At 68.4% G+C, this 19,301-nt stretch carries 15 protein-coding genes; 11 read left to right on the top strand and 4 right to left on the bottom strand.

Annotated features, from left to right (window positions below; genetic code table 11):
- Positions 1-38 precede the first annotated feature (38 nt).
- The gene (locus JS278_RS14360; protein ID WP_114045792.1) at positions 39-1,349 is read right to left on the bottom strand and encodes a M16 family metallopeptidase; all 1,311 of its coding nucleotides are present in this window, start codon (positions 1,347-1,349) and stop codon (positions 39-41) included.
- Positions 1,350-1,429: 80 nt separating this feature from the next.
- On the opposite strand from JS278_RS14360, the gene JS278_RS14355 reads away from it, so the two are divergent.
- The 8 genes from JS278_RS14355 to JS278_RS14320 all read left to right on the top strand — a co-directional run bounded on the left by JS278_RS14355 (position 1,430) and on the right by JS278_RS14320 (position 10,917).
- Entirely contained in the window at positions 1,430-1,849 is a 420-nt protein-coding gene (locus tag JS278_RS14355; protein ID WP_114045791.1) for a DUF5318 family protein, read from the top strand.
- The gene (locus JS278_RS14350; RefSeq protein ID WP_114045790.1) at positions 1,842-4,109 is read left to right on the top strand and encodes a transglycosylase domain-containing protein; all 2,268 of its coding nucleotides are present in this window, start codon (positions 1,842-1,844) and stop codon (positions 4,107-4,109) included. Before JS278_RS14355 ends, JS278_RS14350 begins: the two co-directional genes overlap by 8 nt.
- 114 nt (positions 4,110-4,223) lie before the next feature.
- Positions 4,224-5,636 (top strand): hypothetical protein, encoded by a 1,413-nt coding sequence (locus JS278_RS14345; protein ID WP_114046360.1) that lies wholly within the window; start codon positions 4,224-4,226, stop codon positions 5,634-5,636.
- Positions 5,637-5,665: 29 nt separating this feature from the next.
- The gene (locus tag JS278_RS14340; RefSeq protein WP_114046359.1) at positions 5,666-6,823 is read left to right on the top strand and encodes a glycosyltransferase family protein; all 1,158 of its coding nucleotides are present in this window, start codon (positions 5,666-5,668) and stop codon (positions 6,821-6,823) included.
- A gap of 20 nt (positions 6,824-6,843) precedes the next feature.
- Positions 6,844-8,115: an O-antigen ligase family protein gene (locus JS278_RS14335; protein WP_181833749.1), complete on the top strand. Its 1,272-nt coding sequence runs from the start codon at positions 6,844-6,846 to the stop codon at positions 8,113-8,115.
- A 9-nt stretch (positions 8,116-8,124) separates the two neighbouring features.
- Complete coding sequence (locus JS278_RS14330) at positions 8,125-9,108, top strand: glycosyltransferase family 2 protein (protein ID WP_114045788.1); 984 nt, start codon at positions 8,125-8,127, stop codon at positions 9,106-9,108.
- Positions 9,109-9,193: 85 nt separating this feature from the next.
- Entirely contained in the window at positions 9,194-10,441 is a 1,248-nt protein-coding gene (locus JS278_RS14325; protein WP_114045787.1) for a hypothetical protein, read from the top strand.
- Positions 10,441-10,917, top strand: a complete 477-nt coding sequence (locus tag JS278_RS14320) for a GtrA family protein (RefSeq protein ID WP_114045786.1) — start codon at positions 10,441-10,443, stop codon at positions 10,915-10,917. Before JS278_RS14325 ends, JS278_RS14320 begins: the two co-directional genes overlap by 1 nt.
- Here JS278_RS14320 and JS278_RS14315 read toward each other — a convergent pair.
- Together JS278_RS14315 and JS278_RS14310 are read right to left on the bottom strand one after the other, a co-directional pair.
- The gene (locus JS278_RS14315; RefSeq protein ID WP_114045785.1) at positions 10,875-12,143 is read right to left on the bottom strand and encodes a glycosyltransferase; all 1,269 of its coding nucleotides are present in this window, start codon (positions 12,141-12,143) and stop codon (positions 10,875-10,877) included. The genes JS278_RS14320 and JS278_RS14315 overlap by 43 nt on opposite strands.
- Before the next feature lie 13 nt (positions 12,144-12,156).
- Positions 12,157-13,428 carry a glycosyltransferase gene (locus tag JS278_RS14310; protein WP_114045784.1) on the bottom strand — a complete coding sequence of 424 codons (1,272 nt, stop codon included), beginning with the start codon at positions 13,426-13,428 and terminating at the stop codon, positions 12,157-12,159.
- A 68-nt stretch (positions 13,429-13,496) separates the two neighbouring features.
- Between JS278_RS14310 and JS278_RS14305 the strand changes: the two genes are divergently transcribed.
- From JS278_RS14305 to JS278_RS14295, 3 genes are all read left to right on the top strand, one after another.
- Complete coding sequence (locus tag JS278_RS14305) at positions 13,497-14,609, top strand: glycosyltransferase (RefSeq protein ID WP_114045783.1); 1,113 nt, start codon at positions 13,497-13,499, stop codon at positions 14,607-14,609.
- 257 nt (positions 14,610-14,866) lie between these two features.
- Complete coding sequence (locus JS278_RS14300) at positions 14,867-15,985, top strand: O-antigen ligase family protein (RefSeq protein WP_245935128.1); 1,119 nt, start codon at positions 14,867-14,869, stop codon at positions 15,983-15,985.
- Positions 15,986-16,661: 676 nt separating this feature from the next.
- On the top strand, positions 16,662-18,002 hold the full coding sequence (locus tag JS278_RS14295; RefSeq protein ID WP_114045781.1) for an O-antigen ligase family protein: 1,341 nt from the start codon (positions 16,662-16,664) through the stop codon (positions 18,000-18,002).
- Here the strand turns inward: JS278_RS14295 and JS278_RS14290 are convergent.
- The gene (locus tag JS278_RS14290; protein WP_114045780.1) at positions 17,941-19,227 is read right to left on the bottom strand and encodes a tyrosine-protein kinase domain-containing protein; all 1,287 of its coding nucleotides are present in this window, start codon (positions 19,225-19,227) and stop codon (positions 17,941-17,943) included. The genes JS278_RS14295 and JS278_RS14290 overlap by 62 nt on opposite strands.
- Positions 19,228-19,301 lie beyond the last annotated feature (74 nt).

The following is a 19,301-nucleotide window of genomic DNA, read 5'->3' as shown; positions in this document are numbered from 1 at the left end:
GGTGCTGTTGATCCCGGTGCCGCTCATTCCGACGCTGCTCATTCCGACTCCTGCTCGGCTCGATGGTGGACGATGACCGACGCGTTCCCGGGGTCCAGCCAGGTGGCGGCCGCGGCGCGGACCTGCTCGGTGGTCACGGCGCGGACCCGGTCCAGATAGTCGTTGATTTTCCCGGCTCCGCCCAGGACCGACTCGTGGAGGTTGATCATGTCGGCGCGGCTGTCGACGGTCGCCATCTCCAGCAACCAGTCCCGCTCGGTCTGCACATGGGCCCGCGCCAGTTCCTCAGACGTCGGCCCCGACGTCGCCAGCGCCACCAGTCCTGAGTCGATGACCTCGCGCAGTCTCTCCACGCTCACCCCGGGCCGAAGATGAGCCATCAGCAGGCTCGCCGAACGCCCCCGGGACAGTCCCAGATTCGACGCGGAGACGCCGTCGACCAGTTCGGTCTCCCGCACCAGGCGGCGCACCAGACGCGAGGCCATCCCGGTCCCCAGCACCGTCAGGGCATCCTCCAGATCCACCTCGTGCGGATCGGCCACCGGTGGGCTCGGCCAGGACAGGGTCACCGCGGTGCGCGGCACGTCGCGCTCCAGATCGATCCGCTCCGGGGCAGGGACGTCGTCGAGGCCGGCGCCGGCTCCCGGCACGGATGCCCGTCTCGACGGCACCGCCTCCGGCGCCGGGCCCGGGGCTGCCGGCACGGCACCGAGGTACCGGTCGGCCAGCCGCAGCCCCTCATCGACCGAGACGCACCCGGCCAGCACCAGACAGGCGTTGTCGGGCCGGTACCAGTGCTCATGGAAGGCCACGACGTCGTCGAGGGTGGCGGCCTCCAGATCCGGCACCGAACCGATGGTCGAGTGGCCATAGGGGTGCCCCTCCCCGAACTGCGAACCCAGCAGGACGTCGAAAAGGTCTCCGTAGGGCACATTGTCGTAGCGCTGGCGCTTCTCCTCCTTGACCACCTCCCGCTGGGTGGCGAGGTTCTCGGGCGTCACCGCAAGATGGGCCAGCCTCTCGGACTCCATCCACAGGGCCAGCTCCAGGGCCCCGGCCGGCACCGACTCGAAGTAGTTGGTGCGGTCGAAGCTGGTGGTGGCGTTCGCCGTGCCGCCGACCGATTCCATCGTCGCCAGATGCTCCCCCGAGGCGATCCCGCTGGTGGTGCCGGAGAACATGAGGTGCTCGAAGAGATGCGCGAAGCCGAAGTGCCCGGCCGTCTCGTCGGCCGAACCGACCCGGTACCAGATGTTGACCCCGACCGCGGGACTGGTCATGTCGGAGTTGACGATGACCCGCATCCCGTTGTCCAAGGTGGTTGATCGCAGGTCGATGGCGTCAGACATGGGGCTGAGACTAGGCCATCGTCCAAGCCCCGGCGCCACCCAGGAGGAACCGCACAGCAGGTGGCCGTACCCTAGGGGCCATGAAAACGCAGCGTCAGGTGGTGTCCTACGCGCTGCAGCGGCGCCGGGCACTGGAGGCGCTGCGCAGCCCGAGGGTCGATCTCAACGCGCCCGCGTCCTGTGACGCCGACCCTATGCTGGTCCGGGCCGCGCTTCATCACGGCGAGCCGATGGATCACCCCTGCCCGGTGTGCGAATCGCCCCGCCTGTCGCTGCTCAGATACACCTTCGGTCATCAGCTCGGGCAGTTCTCCGGCCGGATCAGGTCGGTGGAGGAGCTGGAGGAGATGGAGAACCGGTTCGGGGAGTTCCGGGTCTACGAGGTCGAGGTCTGCCCGGACTGCTTCTGGAACCACATCCTGACCCATTACCTTCTGGGCGACGGCCGCCGTCGCCGCCCACCGCGTCATCAAGAAACAGTGGAGGACATCTATGGCTGAACCCAGACGCAGCAGCGGTCGGGGCCCAAGACATGGAAAGGGACGCAGGAGCGGCTCCCGTGTGGGGCTCTTCGTCAGGCGGACGCTGTTCTCCCTCCTGATCCTCGTCCTGGTCCTGGCTATCGCCGCCGGTGTCGGAGCCATCATCTTCTACAACCGGACGAGCCTGCCCGATCCGAACAAGGACTTCCAGACCAACACGTCCTTCATCTATTTCAACGACTCGAAGACGAAGCTGGGCTCCCTGTCGGTGCAGAACCGGCAGACCGTCAGCTACGACCAGATGCCCAAGTCGATCAAGGACGCCGCCATCTCGGCGGAGAACCGCACCTTCTGGGAGGATCAGGGCATATCGGTCGGCGGTATCGTCCGCGCCGCCTGGACCATCGCCCGCGGCGGTGAGATGCAGGGCGGCTCCACCATCACCCAGCAGTACATCAAGATCCTTTATCTCTCCCAGGACCGCACGATGCAGCGCAAGCTCAAGGAGCTGGTGCTCGCGGTGAAGATGGGCAAGCAGGTGCCCAAGCAGGAGATCCTGGCCGGGTACCTCAACACCATCTACTTCGGACGCGGTGCCTACGGCATCGAGGCCGCCGCGAAGTCCTACTTCAACGTCCCCGCCTCCAAACTGACCATCGCGCAGTCCGCAGTGCTGGCCTCGGTCCTCAACAATCCGGCCCTGTTCGATCCCTCGACCGGTACCAAGGCCCGCGAGCGGCTGCTCAACCGGTACCGCTACGTGCTCGACGGCATGCTGGAGGCCGGCAACATCACCCAGGCCCAGCACGACGAGTACTACCGGAAGCTGCCGACCTTCCCCGACGTGCCGATCAACAACCGCTGGGCGGGCACCAACGGCTACCTGCTGAAGATGGTGCAGAACGAGCTGCTCGACGACGGCTTCACCGACTCCCAGATCAACGGTGGCGGCCTGCGGGTGACCACCACCTTCGACGCGGCAGCGCAGAAGGCGGCCGTGGCGACCGGCCAGAAGTACAAGAAGATCGCCGGCGCCAACGCGGGCAAGAACGGTGCCAAGAACCTGCATCCGGCGATCGCCTCGGTCAAGGTGGGCACCGGAGAGGTGCTGGCCCTCTACGGCGGCGACGACTACATCCAGAACACCCGCAGCTGGGCCCTGCAGGCCCGCCCCGCGGCGTCGACCTTCAAGACCTACGCGGTGGTCGCCGGCATGCGCAACGGCTTCAGCCTGAAATCGGCCCTCAACGGCGACACCTTCACCCCCCGGGGCGATTCGGTGCCGATCCGCAACGAGTTCAGTGAGCAGTACGGGACGGTGTCGCTGCAGAAGGCCACCGAGGACTCCATCAACACCGCCTTCGTCGACATGATGACTCAGATCGACAACGGCCCGTCCGCGATGGTCAAGGCGGCCAATGACGCCGGTGTGCCCAAGGGCTCCGGCTGGGATCTCAACAACCGCATGCCCCTGGGTGTGGCCGAGGTGAGCCCGCTGGATCAGGCCACCGGCTACGCCACGATCGCCAATCAGGGCAAGTACGTGCCCAGCCACGTCGTCGCCAAGGTCACAGACTCCAGCGGCAAGACCCTCTACACCGCCAAGACCACCGGCAAGCAGACGATTCAGAAGGACATCGCCCACGACACCACCTACGCCCTCGAGAATGTGGTGAACGAGGGCACCGGCTCGGCCGTCTCCAACCTCGGCTACCCGGTGGCCGGCAAGACCGGCACCAACGGCGTGGGCGACGACATCACCTCGGCCTGGTTCGTGGCCTACACCCGCCAGATCTCCACCGCGGTGATGTACGTGGCCGGCGACTCCGGTAATGCGGACCTGGATCCCTACGCGGCACCCGGGGACGCCACCTTCTTCGGCGGCACCTATCCGGCCCGCGCCTGGGCCGACTACATGAGTGTCGCGATGAAGGGGCTGCCGGCCAAGGACTTCCCCGATCCGGACTGGGTGAACCTCTCGGGCAACCACTACGGGGACACCGAGCGGGAGACGATGTCGACGTCGACTCCCACGGCGACGGCCACCAGCCAGCCGACGACGGCCAGCAGCCAGCCGACGACCACGGCCACCAGCCAGCCGTCTCAGCAGCCGACCACCAGCCAGCCGACGGCCACCATCCAGCCGACTCAGGAGCAGACGACGAGTGAACCGACTCAGACCCAGTCTGCGGCGCCGCCGAACCCGGGTGGTGGGGAGACGTCCACCACAACTGCCCAGAAACCTGCTGCCGCCACGACTACCAAGGAGAGCGACTAGCGCGCGGCCGACTAGCCTGTGGCCGTGACCACCTCCCCGCAGCCACCCCGATATGCCGTCGCCCGGCGCTCCCTCGTGTCGCGCTGGGGCCTGGACGAGAGGCTCGGCGGCTCGGTGGGGCGCCACGCCCACCGGAGGGGGCCCTTCTTCGACCCCGCGCCCTGGGCGGTGCTGACCGCGGTCCTCGTCTGGCTGCTCGCCATCTACCGGATGACGCCGTGCGTCCAGCACCAGGCGTCGAAGACCGTCGACCCCTACCAGCGGCTGTGCTACTCCGACATCCCGGTGGTCTTCCGCTCGTCGGGGATGGGGCAGGGCAGCGGACTGCTCAGCAATGTCGGCATCGCGGAATCACCGCTGGTGGTGGCACTGATGGCCTTCTGCCGCGCCGTCGCCAGGGTCCTGGGCGCCCCGATCCGCCCGGGGGCCGGCGCCCAGCAGGTGGTCGACGCCTCCAACGCCTACTGGGCGGTGGCGATGGTGGTCCTCTTCTGCGCCTTCCTGGGCACCGTGGTGGCCGTCATGCTGATGGGCCGCGGTTCCGACGTCGGCATCGGGCTGGACGCCGAGGGCCGGCCCGATGCTCCTCGCAGGCGCAGCTGGGACGCCTTCTTCGTGGCCGCCAGCCCGGCCCTTTTCATGGCCGGGCTCATCGATTTCACCCTCGTCCCGGTGTGCCTGGCGCTGCTGTCGATGCTGGCCTGGGCGCGCCGCCGGCCGGTGCTCGCCGGGGTGCTCATGGGCCTGGCCTGCGCCGGGACCCTGCAGGCCGCACTCATCGTGGTGGCGGTGGTCGTGCTGTGCCTGCGCACCACCAAGCTGCCGGAGCTGAGCCGCTACCTCATCGCCGCCTCCGCCGTCCTGGCCGCCTGCCACATCGTCGCGGCCCTCATCAACCCAGGGCAGTGGTGGCGCACCTTCCACGACACCTACTGGTCGGGCACCGGGCTGGGCACCATCTGGTTCATCATCCAGGACCTCACCGGATCCCACGTCCCGTGGGTCGGCTGGTTCGCCGGAGCCCTGACCGCCGCCGGCCTGCTGGCCCTGTCCTGGTTCAGCCTCACCCTGCCGCGTCGCCCCCGGCTGGCCCAGGTGGCCTGCCTGGCCGTGCTCGTCTTCTTCGTCACCAGCAAGGTGTACTCGCCGCAGTTCGTGCTGCTGCTGGTGCCGCTGGCGGTGCTCGCGCGGCCCGACTGGCGCGACTGGACGGTGCTCACCGTCACCGAGACGCTGTACTCGGCCGCGGTGTGGGCGCATCTGGGCGGGCTGACGATGCCCGGCGGGGCGGACGCCGACGTCGTCTACTGGGCGGCGATCGTGCTGCGGCTGGCCGGCGAGGTGTGGTTCGGCTGGGGCGTGCTGGACGACATGCAGCGCCCCTGGATCGACCTGGTGCGGACCGGGCACGCCGACGATCCGATCGGCGGGGTGCTCGACCACGCCCCCGACGGCTCCGACGAGCCGGCGGTCGATTCTGACGTGCCGGACGAGCGGGCCGTCGATGCCGCGGAGGCTGATTCGTGACCGGCCGGCGGACGGCCACCCGATCCACGATGCCCGCCGACGATGCGAAGCTGGTGGCCGCCACCTGGGCCGGGTCCCGGCTCCTGCTGGCCGCGATCCTGGCGGCGATCGTGGTCTCCGGTCACGGGCTGCGGGCGGCCCTGGGCAACTGGGACGTCCGGCACTTCATCACCATCTCCCGGCACTGGTACGCCGACCCCTTGGAGATGGCCTTCTTCCCCGGCCTTCCGGCGGTCATGGCCGGTGGTGCGAGGATCGGCCTGGCCCCCGAGATCACCGGCGCGGTGCTGGCCCTGGTGTGCTCCGGAGTGGCCGCCGCCGCGCTGTACCGGATCGGCGGGACGGTGCCCACCTGCCTGTGGCTCATCGCCCCGACCGCCGTGTTCACCACCGTCGGCTACACCGAGGCCCCCTTCTGCGCCGCCGCCTTCTGGGCCTGGGAGCGCGCCCGGGCCGGCAGGTGGTGGCAGGCCGCCGGGCTGGCGGCCCTGGCCTGCACCTTCCGGGTCTCCGGGCTCTTCCTGGTCGGCGCCCTGGCCGTGATGGCCGTGGTCGGTGACGGGCAGTGGAGAGACGGCAGGGGGAGAGACGGCAGGACGCGGAAGGCGAGGGCGCCGAAGCGCGGCCTGCGGGCTGGCGTCGAACGCATCGCCCCGCTGCTGCTCCCGGCCCTGGTGCTGGTGGCCTATGTGGTCTATCTGCACGGGCTCACCGGTTCCTGGACGGCCTGGTTCCAGGCCCAGGACCGGGGCTGGGGGAGGGGATTCACCACTCCGCAGGAATCCCTGGCCAACACCCTGCCCGCCACCCGCACCGACACCTGGCGGGCCACCTACGGGGCCGACGCCGGGATCGTGGCGATGCTCTTCAAGCTGGAGATCGTCTCCATGCTGGTGGGCGTGGCCACAACCGTCTACTGCCTTGTCAGACGTCGTTGGGCGTCGGCGGCCTGGGTGGGGGTCCAGGTCATCGCCTTCTCCATCGGCCACTGGTTCATGAGCGTCAATCGCGCCGTGCTGCTGTGGTTCCCGCTGTTCATCGCGCTGGCCGAGCTGACCCGGGGGCCGGGACGCCCGGTGGGGCTCAAGCTGCTGTGGCGGGGGATCGTGGCGGTTCTGGTGCTCGCCGATCTGGCGGTCATGGGATGGTGGGGCTGGTTGTTCTTCACCGGACGATGGGCGAGTTGATGACACGCTGGCGTGATGGGATGGCTCGCTGGCGCGAGGGGCTGCCCGTCGCGGGGCTCTCGGCCCTCATGGTGGTCGAGACCTTCTTCGATCTGCGCCGGTCCCTGGCACCCAGCCCGTGGCTGTGGAACAGCTACCTCATCGTCTACCTGGTCGCGGCCCTCGCCTGCCTGGTGCTGGCGGCGATGATCCGGGGCGCCGGCGGTCATCCGGTCGCCTTCTCCCGCGCCGGGTGGGCCGTCGTCGTCGCGGCTGCCGCGCTCATGGCGTACTGCCTGGTCTCCTCGTGCCTGACGCCGCGGCCCCGGGTCTCTTACGTCACGGTGCCTCGGGCCTACCTGGTGGTGCCGACCCTTACCGCGATGGCCACCCTGCTGCTGGCGGTGACGGCGGTCCGGGCGCTGCCCGACCGGCCGGTACACCGACTGCTGTGGTGGCCGGCGGCGGTCACTCTGGTCTGCTCCTTCGTGCAGTGGCCGCGCTCTGCCCTGGTACACGGATCGCCGCGGCTGGCCACCGGGATGGGCGGCTCGGCGGTCGTCCACGTCCCGCTGCTGCTGGCCACCGGGGTGGTGCTGGCCGCCTTCCTGGCCGGCTGGCACCGATGGTGGAGCCTGGCGCTGACGGTGATGGGCGCGGCGGCGGTGGTGCTTACCGGATCGCGGTCCGGGGTGGTCTGCCTGGTGCTGGCCGGGGCGGTGGTCTGCCTCCAGTGGCTGCGCAGCCGCCGGGCCTGGCTGGTCGCCGGAATCGTCGCGGTGGTGGCCGGGGCGGTGGTGGTGGCGGTGCCGATGCTGCACCGGCTGCTGAACCCCACCGACGAGCTGCGCGCGAAGAACCTCGAGACCGCTATCACCTTCTGGACCGCCACCCCGAAGCACGTTCTGCTGGGCGTGGGTTCGGGACGGCTGTGGCCCTGGTACGCCTTCGACTCCCATCTGTTGCGGACGCCGTGGCGCGGCCTGGTGGGCACCCAGTGGGGCCCGGCGCTCAACAGCTCCCATTCGACCTTCCTCCAGGTGTTGGTGGAGCTGGGACTGGCGGGCATGCTGCTGCTCCTTCCGGTCGTCACCGTCCCGGTCCTCATCCTGGTGCGACGGCTGTGGCCAGGTCTGCGCGGGGTGGCCCGACCGGTTCCCGACGTCGTAACCCTGGTGGCCCTGGCGGCCACCATCCCGGCCTTCTTCCTGGACACCTATCTGCTCAAGAACTACGGCGCCAGCCTGTGGTGGTGGCTGGTGATCTTGTGCTGTCTGCGTGCCGGTCACCAGTGGCCGAGCGGCCGGGCATAATATGCGGCTGTGAAACTTCTGTCCTTCGTGTTCCCGATCTACAACGAGTCGGAGAACATCGACCTGCTGTACCAGGAGATGACGCGGGTTCTCGGGGCCGTCGAGTACCGCTATGAGCTCATCTTCGTCAACGACGGCAGCGCCGACGACTCACTGGGGAAGCTCATGGCTCTGCAGGGCCGGGATCCGCGGGTGGTGGTGATCGATTTCGCCCGCAACTTCGGCCACCAGATGGCGGTCACGGCCGGACTCGATCGGGCCGACGGTGACGCCGTGGTCATCATGGACTCCGACCTCCAGGATCCCCCGGAGGTGGCCCTGGAGCTGGTGGCGAAGTGGGAGGAGGGGTTCGACGTCGTCTACGCGCAGCGCCGCAGCCGCGAGGACACCGCCTTCAAGAAGTTCACCGCCAATATGTACTACCGGGTGCTGAGCTCCCTGTCGGATATTGACATCCCTCGCAACACCGGGGACTTCCGGCTCGTGGACCGCAAGGTCGTCCTGGAGCTGCGCAAATACCGCGAGCAGGACCGCTTCCTGCGCGGCATGGTGAGCTATGTCGGCTACCGGCAGACCGCCGTGAAATTCGACCGGCACGCTCGACACGCCGGCGAGACCGGATACCCGCTGAGAAAAATGATCAAATTCGCACTGGACGGCATCATCGGGTTCTCCGACAAGCCGCTGCGGCTCATCTCCGGCATGGGGGTCCTGATGGCCGTCATCTCGGTGATCGGCATCATCTACGCCCTGGTCCGCCGCCTCTTCTTCCCCGCCCAGGTGGTCAACGGGTGGACCTTCACCATCATCGTCGTGCTGCTCGTCGGCGGCATCCAGCTGCTCATGATGGGAATCATGGGCACCTATCTGGGCCGTATCTATACGCAGGTGAAGGGACGGCCGCTGTACTCGGTGCGCTCGATCGCCTCCACCCCCGGTGCCGAGTTCCATGATCCCGAGGCGCTGACCGGCGACCCGCGGAATGCGGCGTGACATGACGAGATCACGAACGGTGCGTCTCCAACCCGAGAGGGCGGCTCAGGAGGCGACTACCAGGCCGGGGGACAGTACTCCGGAAATGGGCATCCAGCCGCGATTCAACGTCGACATCGTCGTCTGGCTGCTGCTGGCGGCCGCACTGGTGGTCTCATTCATCGCCAGGCTCAAGGTGTTCGACCACCAGAGCCCGGACTTCCGGTTCTACCTCGTCCACTGGTACGAGCACGTGCGCGCCGAGGGCTACCCAGGTTTCCGCACGGAGTTCGCCAATTACAACTTTCCCTACCTGTACATGCTCTACCTGGTGTCGCTGTTCAAGGTGCCCACCATCATCGCGATCAAGAGCATCTCCATCTTCTTCGACTATCTGCTCGGTTTCGCCGTCTGGTGGCTGGTCAGGGGGATCAGGCCCGAGAGCCGGTTCCTGCCCGTCTTCGCCGCGATCACCGTGCTGTGCATGCCCACCGTGATCCTCAACAGCGCGGTCTGGGGGCAGGCCGAGGCCATCTACGTCAGCTTCCTCATGCTGGCCCTGGGGTTCTGGGTGCGCGGCCGATTCCCCTGGGCCTGGCTCGTCTTCGGTGTCTCTTTCTCCATCAAGCTGCAGGCGGTCTTCCTGCTGCCACTGCTGGCTGTGCTGTGGCTCATCGACCGGCGTCAGAAGCTGTGGGCGCCCGCGCTCTTCCTGGTGGCCCCGGTGCTCGCCCCGATCCCGGCGATCATCTGGGGGCGTCCGGTCGGAGAGGCCTATGGCGTCTATGTGAACCAGGCGTCGGGGTACTTCGACTCGCGGACCTCCAACTTCATGGCGTGGATGAGGGTGCCCTGGCAGCAGGCGTTGAAGATGGACTACCTGGGGAGCATGGCGACCGCCATCACCATGGGGATCCTGCTCATCAGCGTCGCTGCATTCCTGATCCGCCACAAGGGGCGGCCGGGCATCGACTCGATCATGGCGATGGCCGCGTTCGCCACCATGGTGGTGCCCTTCTTCCTGCCGGACATGCGGGACCGCTACTTCTATGCCGGCGAGATGCTCACCTTGGTGTGGGCCTTCCTGAGGGGCCGGCGGCGGGCCTGGCTCCCGCTGCTGGTCTCGGTGCCGATCATGCTGGAGTACACCTTCGGGTTGTTCCACTCGAATCCCGGCGTCAGCTCGGCGTGGCGATCCTTCGCACTGCTTGCGGCCATCGTCGTCCTGGCGATGGACGCCTTCCGCAACGATCCTGAGGTCGGGGGACAGGTGGTCGAAGAACCGGTGAGCAGGACCCCTGAGCCCGAGAAGGGGTCGGCCGTCGAGAAGGCCGCCGAGGGCGGCGGCACCTGATGTGGCCCAAGCTGCTGCGATTCGTCCGGTTCGGCTGCGTCGGCCTGGCCAACACCGCGGTCTATTACCTCATCTACCGGCTGCTCCTGCACTTCTGGCCCTACTTGGCCGCCCACTTGGTCGGATTCGCCTGCGGTGTGGTGTTCAGCTTCTTCGCGAACTGCCTGTTCACGTACCACGTGCGGCCCACCTGGCGGCGGTTCATCGAGTTTCCCGCCACCACGCTCATCAACTTGGGCATCACCACCTTCGGGTCGATGCTGCTGGTCGCACTGGTGCACATGGACACCCGTTACGTCACGCTCATCATGACGGTCGTCGCGGTGCCCTTCACCTACTTGGCGACTACCTTCGTGCTCGCCCGCGACCGCGGGGCGAAGGATCGGGCGGGTGCCGACGGCGCCCCTGAATGGACCGAGCAGAAGAACAAGGGTCAGGATGATGCGCCGAGCACCTCGGCGCAGAACCTCGGATAGACGACGGCCTGGTCGTAGTTGGTCTGCCAGATGCGACGGGAGGCTCCGCAGACGCCGCGGTAGTCGTCCTCGGGCAGTTCGGCGAGCCACTGGAGGGCGTCGGCGGCCTGGGTGTCGGTGTGCTCGGGGTCCAGGAGGCGGCCGTTGACGCGGTCGGTGATGATCTCGGAGACGCCGCCGACGTCGGTGCCGATCAGGGGGATGCCCAGAGATGCGGCCTCCATCATGGAGACCGGCAGGCCCTCCGATGAGGACAGGTTGATCAGGCAGGAGGGGCTCAGGGAGCACTCCGTCTCGATGATGTCCGCATTGGGGATATGCCCCAGCAGCTGCGTGGAGTCGTCGACGCCTGCGACGTGGACGGCCTCGCGCAGGGCAGCCATCTCGGTGTCGGGGCCGTCGCCCAGGTGGGTCCAGCGGGCGTCGACGCCGCGGCGGCGCAGCTCGGCCAGGATCGCGGGCATCCGCGTCATCCGCTTCACCGGGATGAGGAACGCGCAGCTGATGATGTGGAAGGGCTCGCGGGAGCACTTGGCCGCCCGGCCCGGATCCACGGTGCCCAGGTGGCAGGTGGCCACCTCGTCGGCGAACCCGGGCCAGCTCGCGTGCAGCGCGCGGGTGCCCTGTGCGGAGACCGGTCGGACGGCGTCATAAGCGTCCAGCAGCAGCCGCCGCTCAGGCAAGTGGCCGAATCTGTTGCGGTTCTCGTAGAGGTCATAGCCGTGAGCGCGGGAGACGAGCCGGTCGACGACCACCCCGCGGGCCCGCAGATCGGCGGCCAACAGCATTCCGACCCGCGCGGTGGTGTGGAACCAGAACGAGTAGATGACGACGTGGCTGCCCGGCTGCAGGTTGAGCGCCGGAAGCTTGCCGAGCAGTTCGTCGGCCGACGCCCGGGCGCGCTGCTCGAAGAGGGCATCGACGGCGATCGCCGACGGATGCCTGACAGTGCTCTGCGAGAACACCGCGAGGGGCAGCTTGCGCAGGCCCGCCGCAACGCTGGGGATCATCGCGCGGCCGGAAGGGCGCGGCTTGCCAGCGGTGATTACCTCGACATTGTCGGGGACCGACCTGGTGATGACGTCGCCGGGCAGGGTCTGGGTGGCCACGATGATGACGCGACTGAACCTGCGGGCCAGATGTTCGATCTCATTCTCGATGAACTCCTCCCCCTTTGAGAGGGGGTAGACGTTCGTGAGGAGGAACAGTGTCCGCGGGTCCGGCATGGCGTCAGCTTACTTAATCGGCCCCCGCAGGTGTGCCAAGGGCCTCGGCACAGAACCTCGGACCGACGACGGCCTGGTCGTAGTCGCTCTGCCAGGTGAGGCGGGAGGCCCGGCAGACCTGCTGGTAGGTGTCGGCGGGCAGTTCGGCGAGCCATTGGAGGGCGTCGGCGGCTTGGATGTCGGTGAAGTCGACGGGGATCAGACGGCCGTTGACGCTGTCCGTGATGATCTCGGGGACGCCGCCGACGTCGGTGCCGATGATCGGGATGCCCAGGGATGCGGCCTCCATCATGGAGACCGGCACCCCCTCCGAGGAGGAGAGGTTGATCAGACAGGAGGGGTGCAGGTCGCGCTCTGTCCCGAGGATCTCGTCGTGACCGACGTGGCCCAGAAGGCCCACCTGGCCGCTCACCCCGGCGTTGCGCGCGGCTTCCTCCACCGCTGCTGTCTGAGGGCCGGCACCGATGTGCGTCCATCGGGCGTCGATCCCCCGGCCCCGCAACTCCGCCAGGATCTCCGGCATCCGGGTCATCCGCTTGACCGGCAGCAGAGACGCGCAGCTGACGATGTGGAAGGGCTCCCGCGAGCAGGCGGCCGGTTGCCCCGGATCGGGTGTCCCCAGGTGGTGGGTGCGGACTTTGGCGGCGTACTGCGGCCACTCGGCCACCAGGGAACGCCGGCCCTGCTCGGAGACCGGGCAGACGGCGTCGAAGGTCTCCAGCAGCAATCTGCGCTCGGGCAGGTGCCCGAGCGGGGAGCGCTCCGGGTACAGGTCGTAGCCGTGGGCGCGGGAGACGAGCCGGTCGACCATCACCCCGCGGGCGCGCAGGTCATCGGCCAGCAGCATCGCGACACGGGCGGCGTCGAGGAACCAGTAGGAGTAGACGACGGCGTGGCTGTCCGGCCGCAGCCTCAGCGAGGGGAGCTCGGCCAGCAGCTCGGCCTCGGTGGTGCGGGCGTGGTCCTCGAACATCGCCTCCAGACCGAGTCGGCGCGGCGGGCTCAGCAGGTCGCGGCTCCAAGAATTGCGCGGGAGCCGGACCAGCCCGCGGAGAGCGGACAGCAGCGCCGCGCGGCCGGTCGGTCTGGGGCCGCCGGCCGTGATCACCTCGACATTGCCGGGAACCGGACGGGTGACGACGTCACCGGGGCGGGTCTGGGTGGCCACCACGATCACCCGCTGGAAGCGGGCGGCCAACTCGTCGATCTCGTTCTCGATGAACTCCTCGCCCTTCGCCAGCGGATAGGAGTTGGTGAGGAGGAACAGCACTGTCGGCTCTGGCACGCAGCCATGCTAGCGACTGGACGACCTCATAGACTCTGGGTGAAGGATCGTCTGTCCCTGGAGAATCCATGCCGTCGTCGGAGCACCGCTGCGTATATCACTTGCCCTATCCCCTGAACATGCACTCGCAGTTCGGGGGGCAGGTGCGTCCGGCCCGCATGATGGAGGCCTTGTCAGACTGGGGCGAGGTGTGGCTGGTGGCGGGCACAGCTGCCCAGCGTCATCGTCAGATGAGTGTGGTGAGGCGTGCGGTCGGGTCCGGGGTGCATTTCGACTTCTGCTACTCGGAGTCCTCGACGATGCCGACCGCGCTGACGGAACGCCACCACCTGCCGACCCACCCTTTCGAAGACTTCGCCTTCTTCGCCCGGCTGCGTCGGGCTGGAGTTCCGGTCGGCCTGTTCTACCGTGACATCCACTGGCGATTCCCCCTGTACGGGCAGGGAATGCCACCCGTCCAGAAGCAGGCGGCCCTGGCCATGTACCGCTACGATCTGGCCGCCTACGGCAAGTGCCTGGACGTCATCTTCCTGCCCTCGCTGCAGATGGCCGACCATGTGAACCTTCCGAGCCAGGTGAGGTGGGCCGAACTCCCACCGGGGCACTCGATCCACGACGCACCCGCGGAGCCCCCCTCCCACCCGCTGTCGCTCTTCTACGTCGGAGGTTTCGGGGACAATTACAGGCTCGATCGCCTGCTTGAAGCGGTCCACGGTCTGCCCGACATCCATCTGACCGTGTGCACGCGTCGCGAGGAGTGGGAAGCGACGCTGCCCAGGATCGGCCGGTGGATCGGCGACAATGTCGAACTGGTGCAGGCGCAGGGCCCCGAGGAGACGGCCCCGTACTTCGCCCGGGCCAACGTCGCCGTGCTCGCCGTGGAACCTCAACCGTACTGGACTTTCGCGGTCCCGTTGAAACTGTATGAGTACATCGGCAACGGCAAGCCCATCCTGGCCACCGAGGGGACCCTCGCCGGTGAACGGGTCGCTGCGGAGAATCTGGGCTGGACGGTCCCCGACACTGCCGAGTCCCTGGCCGACACGCTGTCGGGGCTGTCCGCTCATCCGGAACGTGTCGAGGAGGCCCGGCAACGCGTGATGGCGGTGCGCGACGCGCACAGCTGGGCCGGCCGGGTCGAGGACCTCGCCGCCGTGATGGCAGAGGCGGACCGTCGATGACCAGCTCCTCCGGACACTGGAAACCCGGGATCGCGCTGGGCACCGTCGCCGCGCTTCTCGTGATGCGCCTGCCCTTGAGCTTCGTGCTCTTCCTGGTTGTCCCGTGGGCGATGATCGTGGGCGGTTGCCTGAGGCGCAGAGGCCCGCGATCCTGGCCATTCAATATGTTGCTGGCCTGCTGTTTCGCTGCCTCCTTCGCCAGCATCGTGCTCCTGCATCCCAGCTCGGTCCTGAGCACCGGCAACAATGCGGCGATCATGACCGCGGCCATCGGCTACACCCTGGTGATGTTCCGGAGCGAACACCCCGGCCTCGCCGCGCGGAACGCCATCCAAGGGCTGTACATCGGTGCGGCGTGCGTGTGGCTGATGGGCATTGGTGAGATGGTCACCGGCATCAAGCTGTTGCCGATTCTCTATCCGGGAGCCAACACGATCGGTTACGTCGCCAGCAGTCGATTCATGGTGAGCGCCACCTACCCCAACATCAACGATTTCTGCGTCGTGATGACAATGCTGTTCATCGCGGTGCTTGCGAAGATGTGGTTCGCCCCGGTGCGCGGGGCCCGCAGGTGGGGGAGATGGCTCCTGCTGCTGACGTCCACGGCGATGGTGATCATCATGGGATCGCGCGGTGCGCTGATGGCTTGCATTGCCGGCCTGGGCCTTCTCGCCATCCTGAACATCCGCCGTCAGTACCGTGCTGCCCTGGGATGGCGTGCCGTGATTTACGGCGGCGGAGCCGCTCTGGCCGGGCTGCTCGCCCTGTCCCAGACCCATTACATCCAGGACAACTCGACGTTGATCCGTGCCAGGATCCTGCGCAGCGCGATGGCGATGCTGGCCGACAGCCCGGGCAACTCGCTGCTGGGATACGGATCCCTGGCCGACTACCAGAGCTACGCGAAAGCAGCGTTCGGGCCCGTGCTCATGGACCCGCACAATCTGCTCCTCGAAATGTGGCTGCGCTACGGCGTCGTCGCGCTTGTGCTGTTCATCGTCGTGTGGCTGTGGGTGCTGCTCCGCGGGTTCCTGCCGCGCCGCCCGATGGTTGACTGGCAGACGGCCTTCGGTCTCACGATCGTGGTGCTGCTTCCGGTGATCGGGATCGTTCCGTCATCCATGCTGCGCTACCACGTCACGTGGCTCTACCTCGCGGCTGCCTGCCTGCTGACGGCCGAAGGCATCACACGCCGGGGCGGCGTCGAGCCGTTCGTCCTTTCAGGCGCGACGCCGACGGTGACTGCCGATGACCTCGGCGACGCCCATGACGACAAGACCGACCACAACCCCGCCGAGGACGGCGACCAGGGGCGAACTGATCATGCGGCTGAGCCCGCCGGAGCTCGGGGCGTCCGGACTGGGGCTGGCGATTGAGGGCTGGGCCTTCTGCACGAGCGTGAAAGTCGGGTCGTCCCCGTCGGCGACGACCGGCGGCATCATCGCGGGAGCGTGATCCACGAAGGCCTGGGCGTAGGCGTTCGCCCGCTGCTCCGCCTGAGCGGTGTCCGAGCCGAGGGCGTACACCGCAATGATCTGACCCCCGCCGGCCCAGTAGAGGTTCGTGTTCTCACGAAGAATCGTCGTGGTCATGCCGTGCCCCAGGATCTTGGCGGCCGCTCCCAGAAGCTTGTCGTCGCCGTCCAGGGCGACATAACTGTTGATGAGCCTCGAGCTCGCCTCGGCCTGGACGGTCGCGTCCGCCTCATTCTTCGGAGTTGGCAGAGTCACCATGACATGGGCCTTCGCCCAGACTGTGCCGACCGGGATGGTGGACCTCGTGGCACCGAACCCCAGCAGTGCCCCGGCGACGATGACGGCGGCGACCAGCCCGGCGATCCAGTAGTGCCCCATCCTCCTGAGGTAGCCCAGCAGATCGACGGGTTCAGCGGCCTGGTGCTCGGCGGGCTCGTGCTCGGCGAGGTTGTGCGATTCGGTCGAGTTGCTCACACCGCTGAATGCTACACACGGCGACACGGTCGGCCGTCGCTGACCGGTTGCCTGGGGGCGGGGTCGTGGAGGAGCCGCCACCAGGATGGAAAGATGGGGGGCCATGCGCTCGCCGACCGAATCCGACCGTTCCGAATCCGACAGGTCCGACAGATCCGCCCTGTGGCCCTCCCTGCTCGGTGCGACCGTCATCCTGGTGATGGCCGCCATGCAGTTCGTCGATTTCCGGCACGGGGTGGCCGGGCGACCCTGGATCGTCAGCTTCCAGTTCGTGCTGTGCGCCGCCGCCACGCTGGTCGCCGCACCCTCGGCATGGCGTCGGCGCGGCGAGCTGAGCCCGGCGGCATGGTGGCTGGCCGGTGCCTTCAGCCTCATCTCCGCATGGTCGGTGGTCTCGTCCCTGGTGGCTCCCCGGGCCGTGATCCGGCAGGGGGAGATCCCGCGGATCTACCAGCTGATGCCGGCGGCGACCGGATGGCTCACCATGACCGCTGCGCTGACAGTCGTCGCGGCCATGGGGCGAACGGTGCGCGGCCGGGTGCTGCCCGGGGCGGGGCTGGTGGTGCTCACCGGCACGCTGTCCGACTGGCCGGTACAGGCCGACATTCATCACAGCCCCCGGGTGGCGTCGGGGATGGGCGGCTCGGCGGTGCTGCACGTCGCCCTGCTGCTGGCCGCCACCGTGCTCGTCGACCGGGGCCTGGCCGCCCGCCGGGACGGGCGGCCGCGCGGCGTCGTCCTCGGATGGTGGGCCGGTGCCGCGGCGGGGCTGGCGCTCACCTGCCTCACCGGCTCGCGCAGCGGGCTGGTGATGCTGGCGGTCACCGCGGTGCTGGTGCTGGTCACCTGGGGGCGCGGCACGGCCCGTCGGGTGATCCTCGGCCTCGTGGCGGCCGGGGCGCTGATCCTGTGGGCGGCGGTGTCCTTGGTGCCCTCGCTGCACCGCTTCACCGTCTGGCAGTCGCCGTTGCGCGTGGCCACCTACCGGGCCGCCCTCGACGCAGTCACCGCCGGGCCCGCCAAGATCCTGGCAGGGGTGGGATCGGGGACGCTGTTCCCCTGGTACGCGGTGGAGGCCAAGCACATCCCCGCTCCCGGTGACGGCCGGGTGATCGGTCCCGACGGGGCGGTGCTCAGCTCGGCCCACTCGCTCTACGTGGCCGTCGGGGCCGAGCTGGGCGTCGTGATGCTGGCCGTCCTGCTGATGATCGTCGGACTGCTGTGGAAGAAGGCCGTCGACGCCGTGCGCTCAGGCGGGAGGATCGGCGCCCCGGTGACGACCCTGGCCCTGGCGGCCACCACCGTCGCCTGGGTCTTCGACACCTATCTCACCAAGAACTTCTCGCTGAGCCTGTGGTGGTGGACGGTGGCCTTCACGGCTCTCAGTGCTGCGCCGCCGTCGCCAGCGGGGAATACGGATCCTTCCCGCTCGTCGGGCGCGTGACGCCGGTCAGCACCACACCGCCCAGCGTCGCGTCGCCGGCGTCCAGCAGCTCGAGGCACTCCACCAGATCGGACCTGTTCACCCGGCCCAGGCCGATCACCGGTACCGTCGCGGCCACCAGCGGTGCGATGAGCAGCGAGTCCGATCCCGACAGGATCGGCGCGCCGGCCAGGATCACCTCGTCGTAGTCGCCGGCCAGGGCGGCCAGCGTGGCGGCCGGCTTCTCGCCGGCCAGCAGCTCGGCGGGGTTGCCGACCGCTGAGCCGGCCGGCAGCAGGGCGGCGCCCTCGTGCCTCGACGTCTCGCGCGTCACGATGACGTCGGACGCCTCGGCGCGCCCGGCCAGCACATCGGCCAGCCCCTCGCCGCTCGCACCGGCCGCGGTGGTGGCCTGGTGGCCACGCAGGTCGGCGTCGATGAGCAGTACTCGGTCTCCGGTCCCCGCCAGCTCGTCGGCGGCGCGCAGGGCCACCTCCCCGGCTCCCTCGCCCGGCACCGAGGAGGCCAGCAGGACGGTCCGGGCTCCGTCGCGCGGGGCGATGAATCGCAGGTTGCGGGCCAGCACCGTCACATCCGTGCCGACGCCCACCGCCTTGGGGAGGGCGCCCAGCACCGAGGAGTCGGTGACCTCCATGACGGCGTCGACGCTGCGCACCCGGGTGTCCAGCAGGGCCCGCAGGAACAGGTAGACCAGGCCGATCACCAGCCCGATGAGCAGCCCGATGGCACCGCTGCGGGTGAGCGAGGCGGTGGTGCCAGCCACCTGGGTGGTGGAGACGCTGGTCCGGGCGATCTCGATCACCGGGGTCTTGTCGCTGGTGGTCGGGGTCTGGCCGACCGCCCTGCGCACCTCATCGGTGAGGGCCTTCATCACCTTGTCGCCCTGGGCCTTGGAGCCGCTCTCGTAGCTCAGCTGGAGCAGCATCGGCCCCGGGGTGAACTCGATGCCCTGCTTGAGGTTGGAGGCGTTCATGGCCGGATCGATGGAGTGGGCGATCGGGCCCAGCACGCTGGGGGACTGCAGGTAGTTGCTGTAGGTCTGCACCAGAGAGGTGGTGTAGGAGGCCGCGGAATCAGGATCGCGGAAGGACTCGAAGGCGCGGGAGGTGAAGACGACGTCCGCATTGCTCGTGTAGGTCGGCTTCGATGTGGAGTAATGGACGAACCCGACGACCACCGTGCTGATCAGGGCGAGGACGACCGCCGAGATCCAGTAGTGGCGCATGTTCTTTGCTACCGCTCGAAGCTGCATCCGTGGAACACCGATCTGTGAGTGTCGACTGCTAGGATCGCGACCAC

This window comes from Acidipropionibacterium virtanenii, from assembly GCF_003325455.1.
Taxonomy (GTDB): domain Bacteria; phylum Actinomycetota; class Actinomycetes; order Propionibacteriales; family Propionibacteriaceae; genus Acidipropionibacterium; species Acidipropionibacterium virtanenii.
Note: the sequence above shows the minus strand (reverse complement) of the source record. Positions and strands in the feature narration are given on the sequence as shown.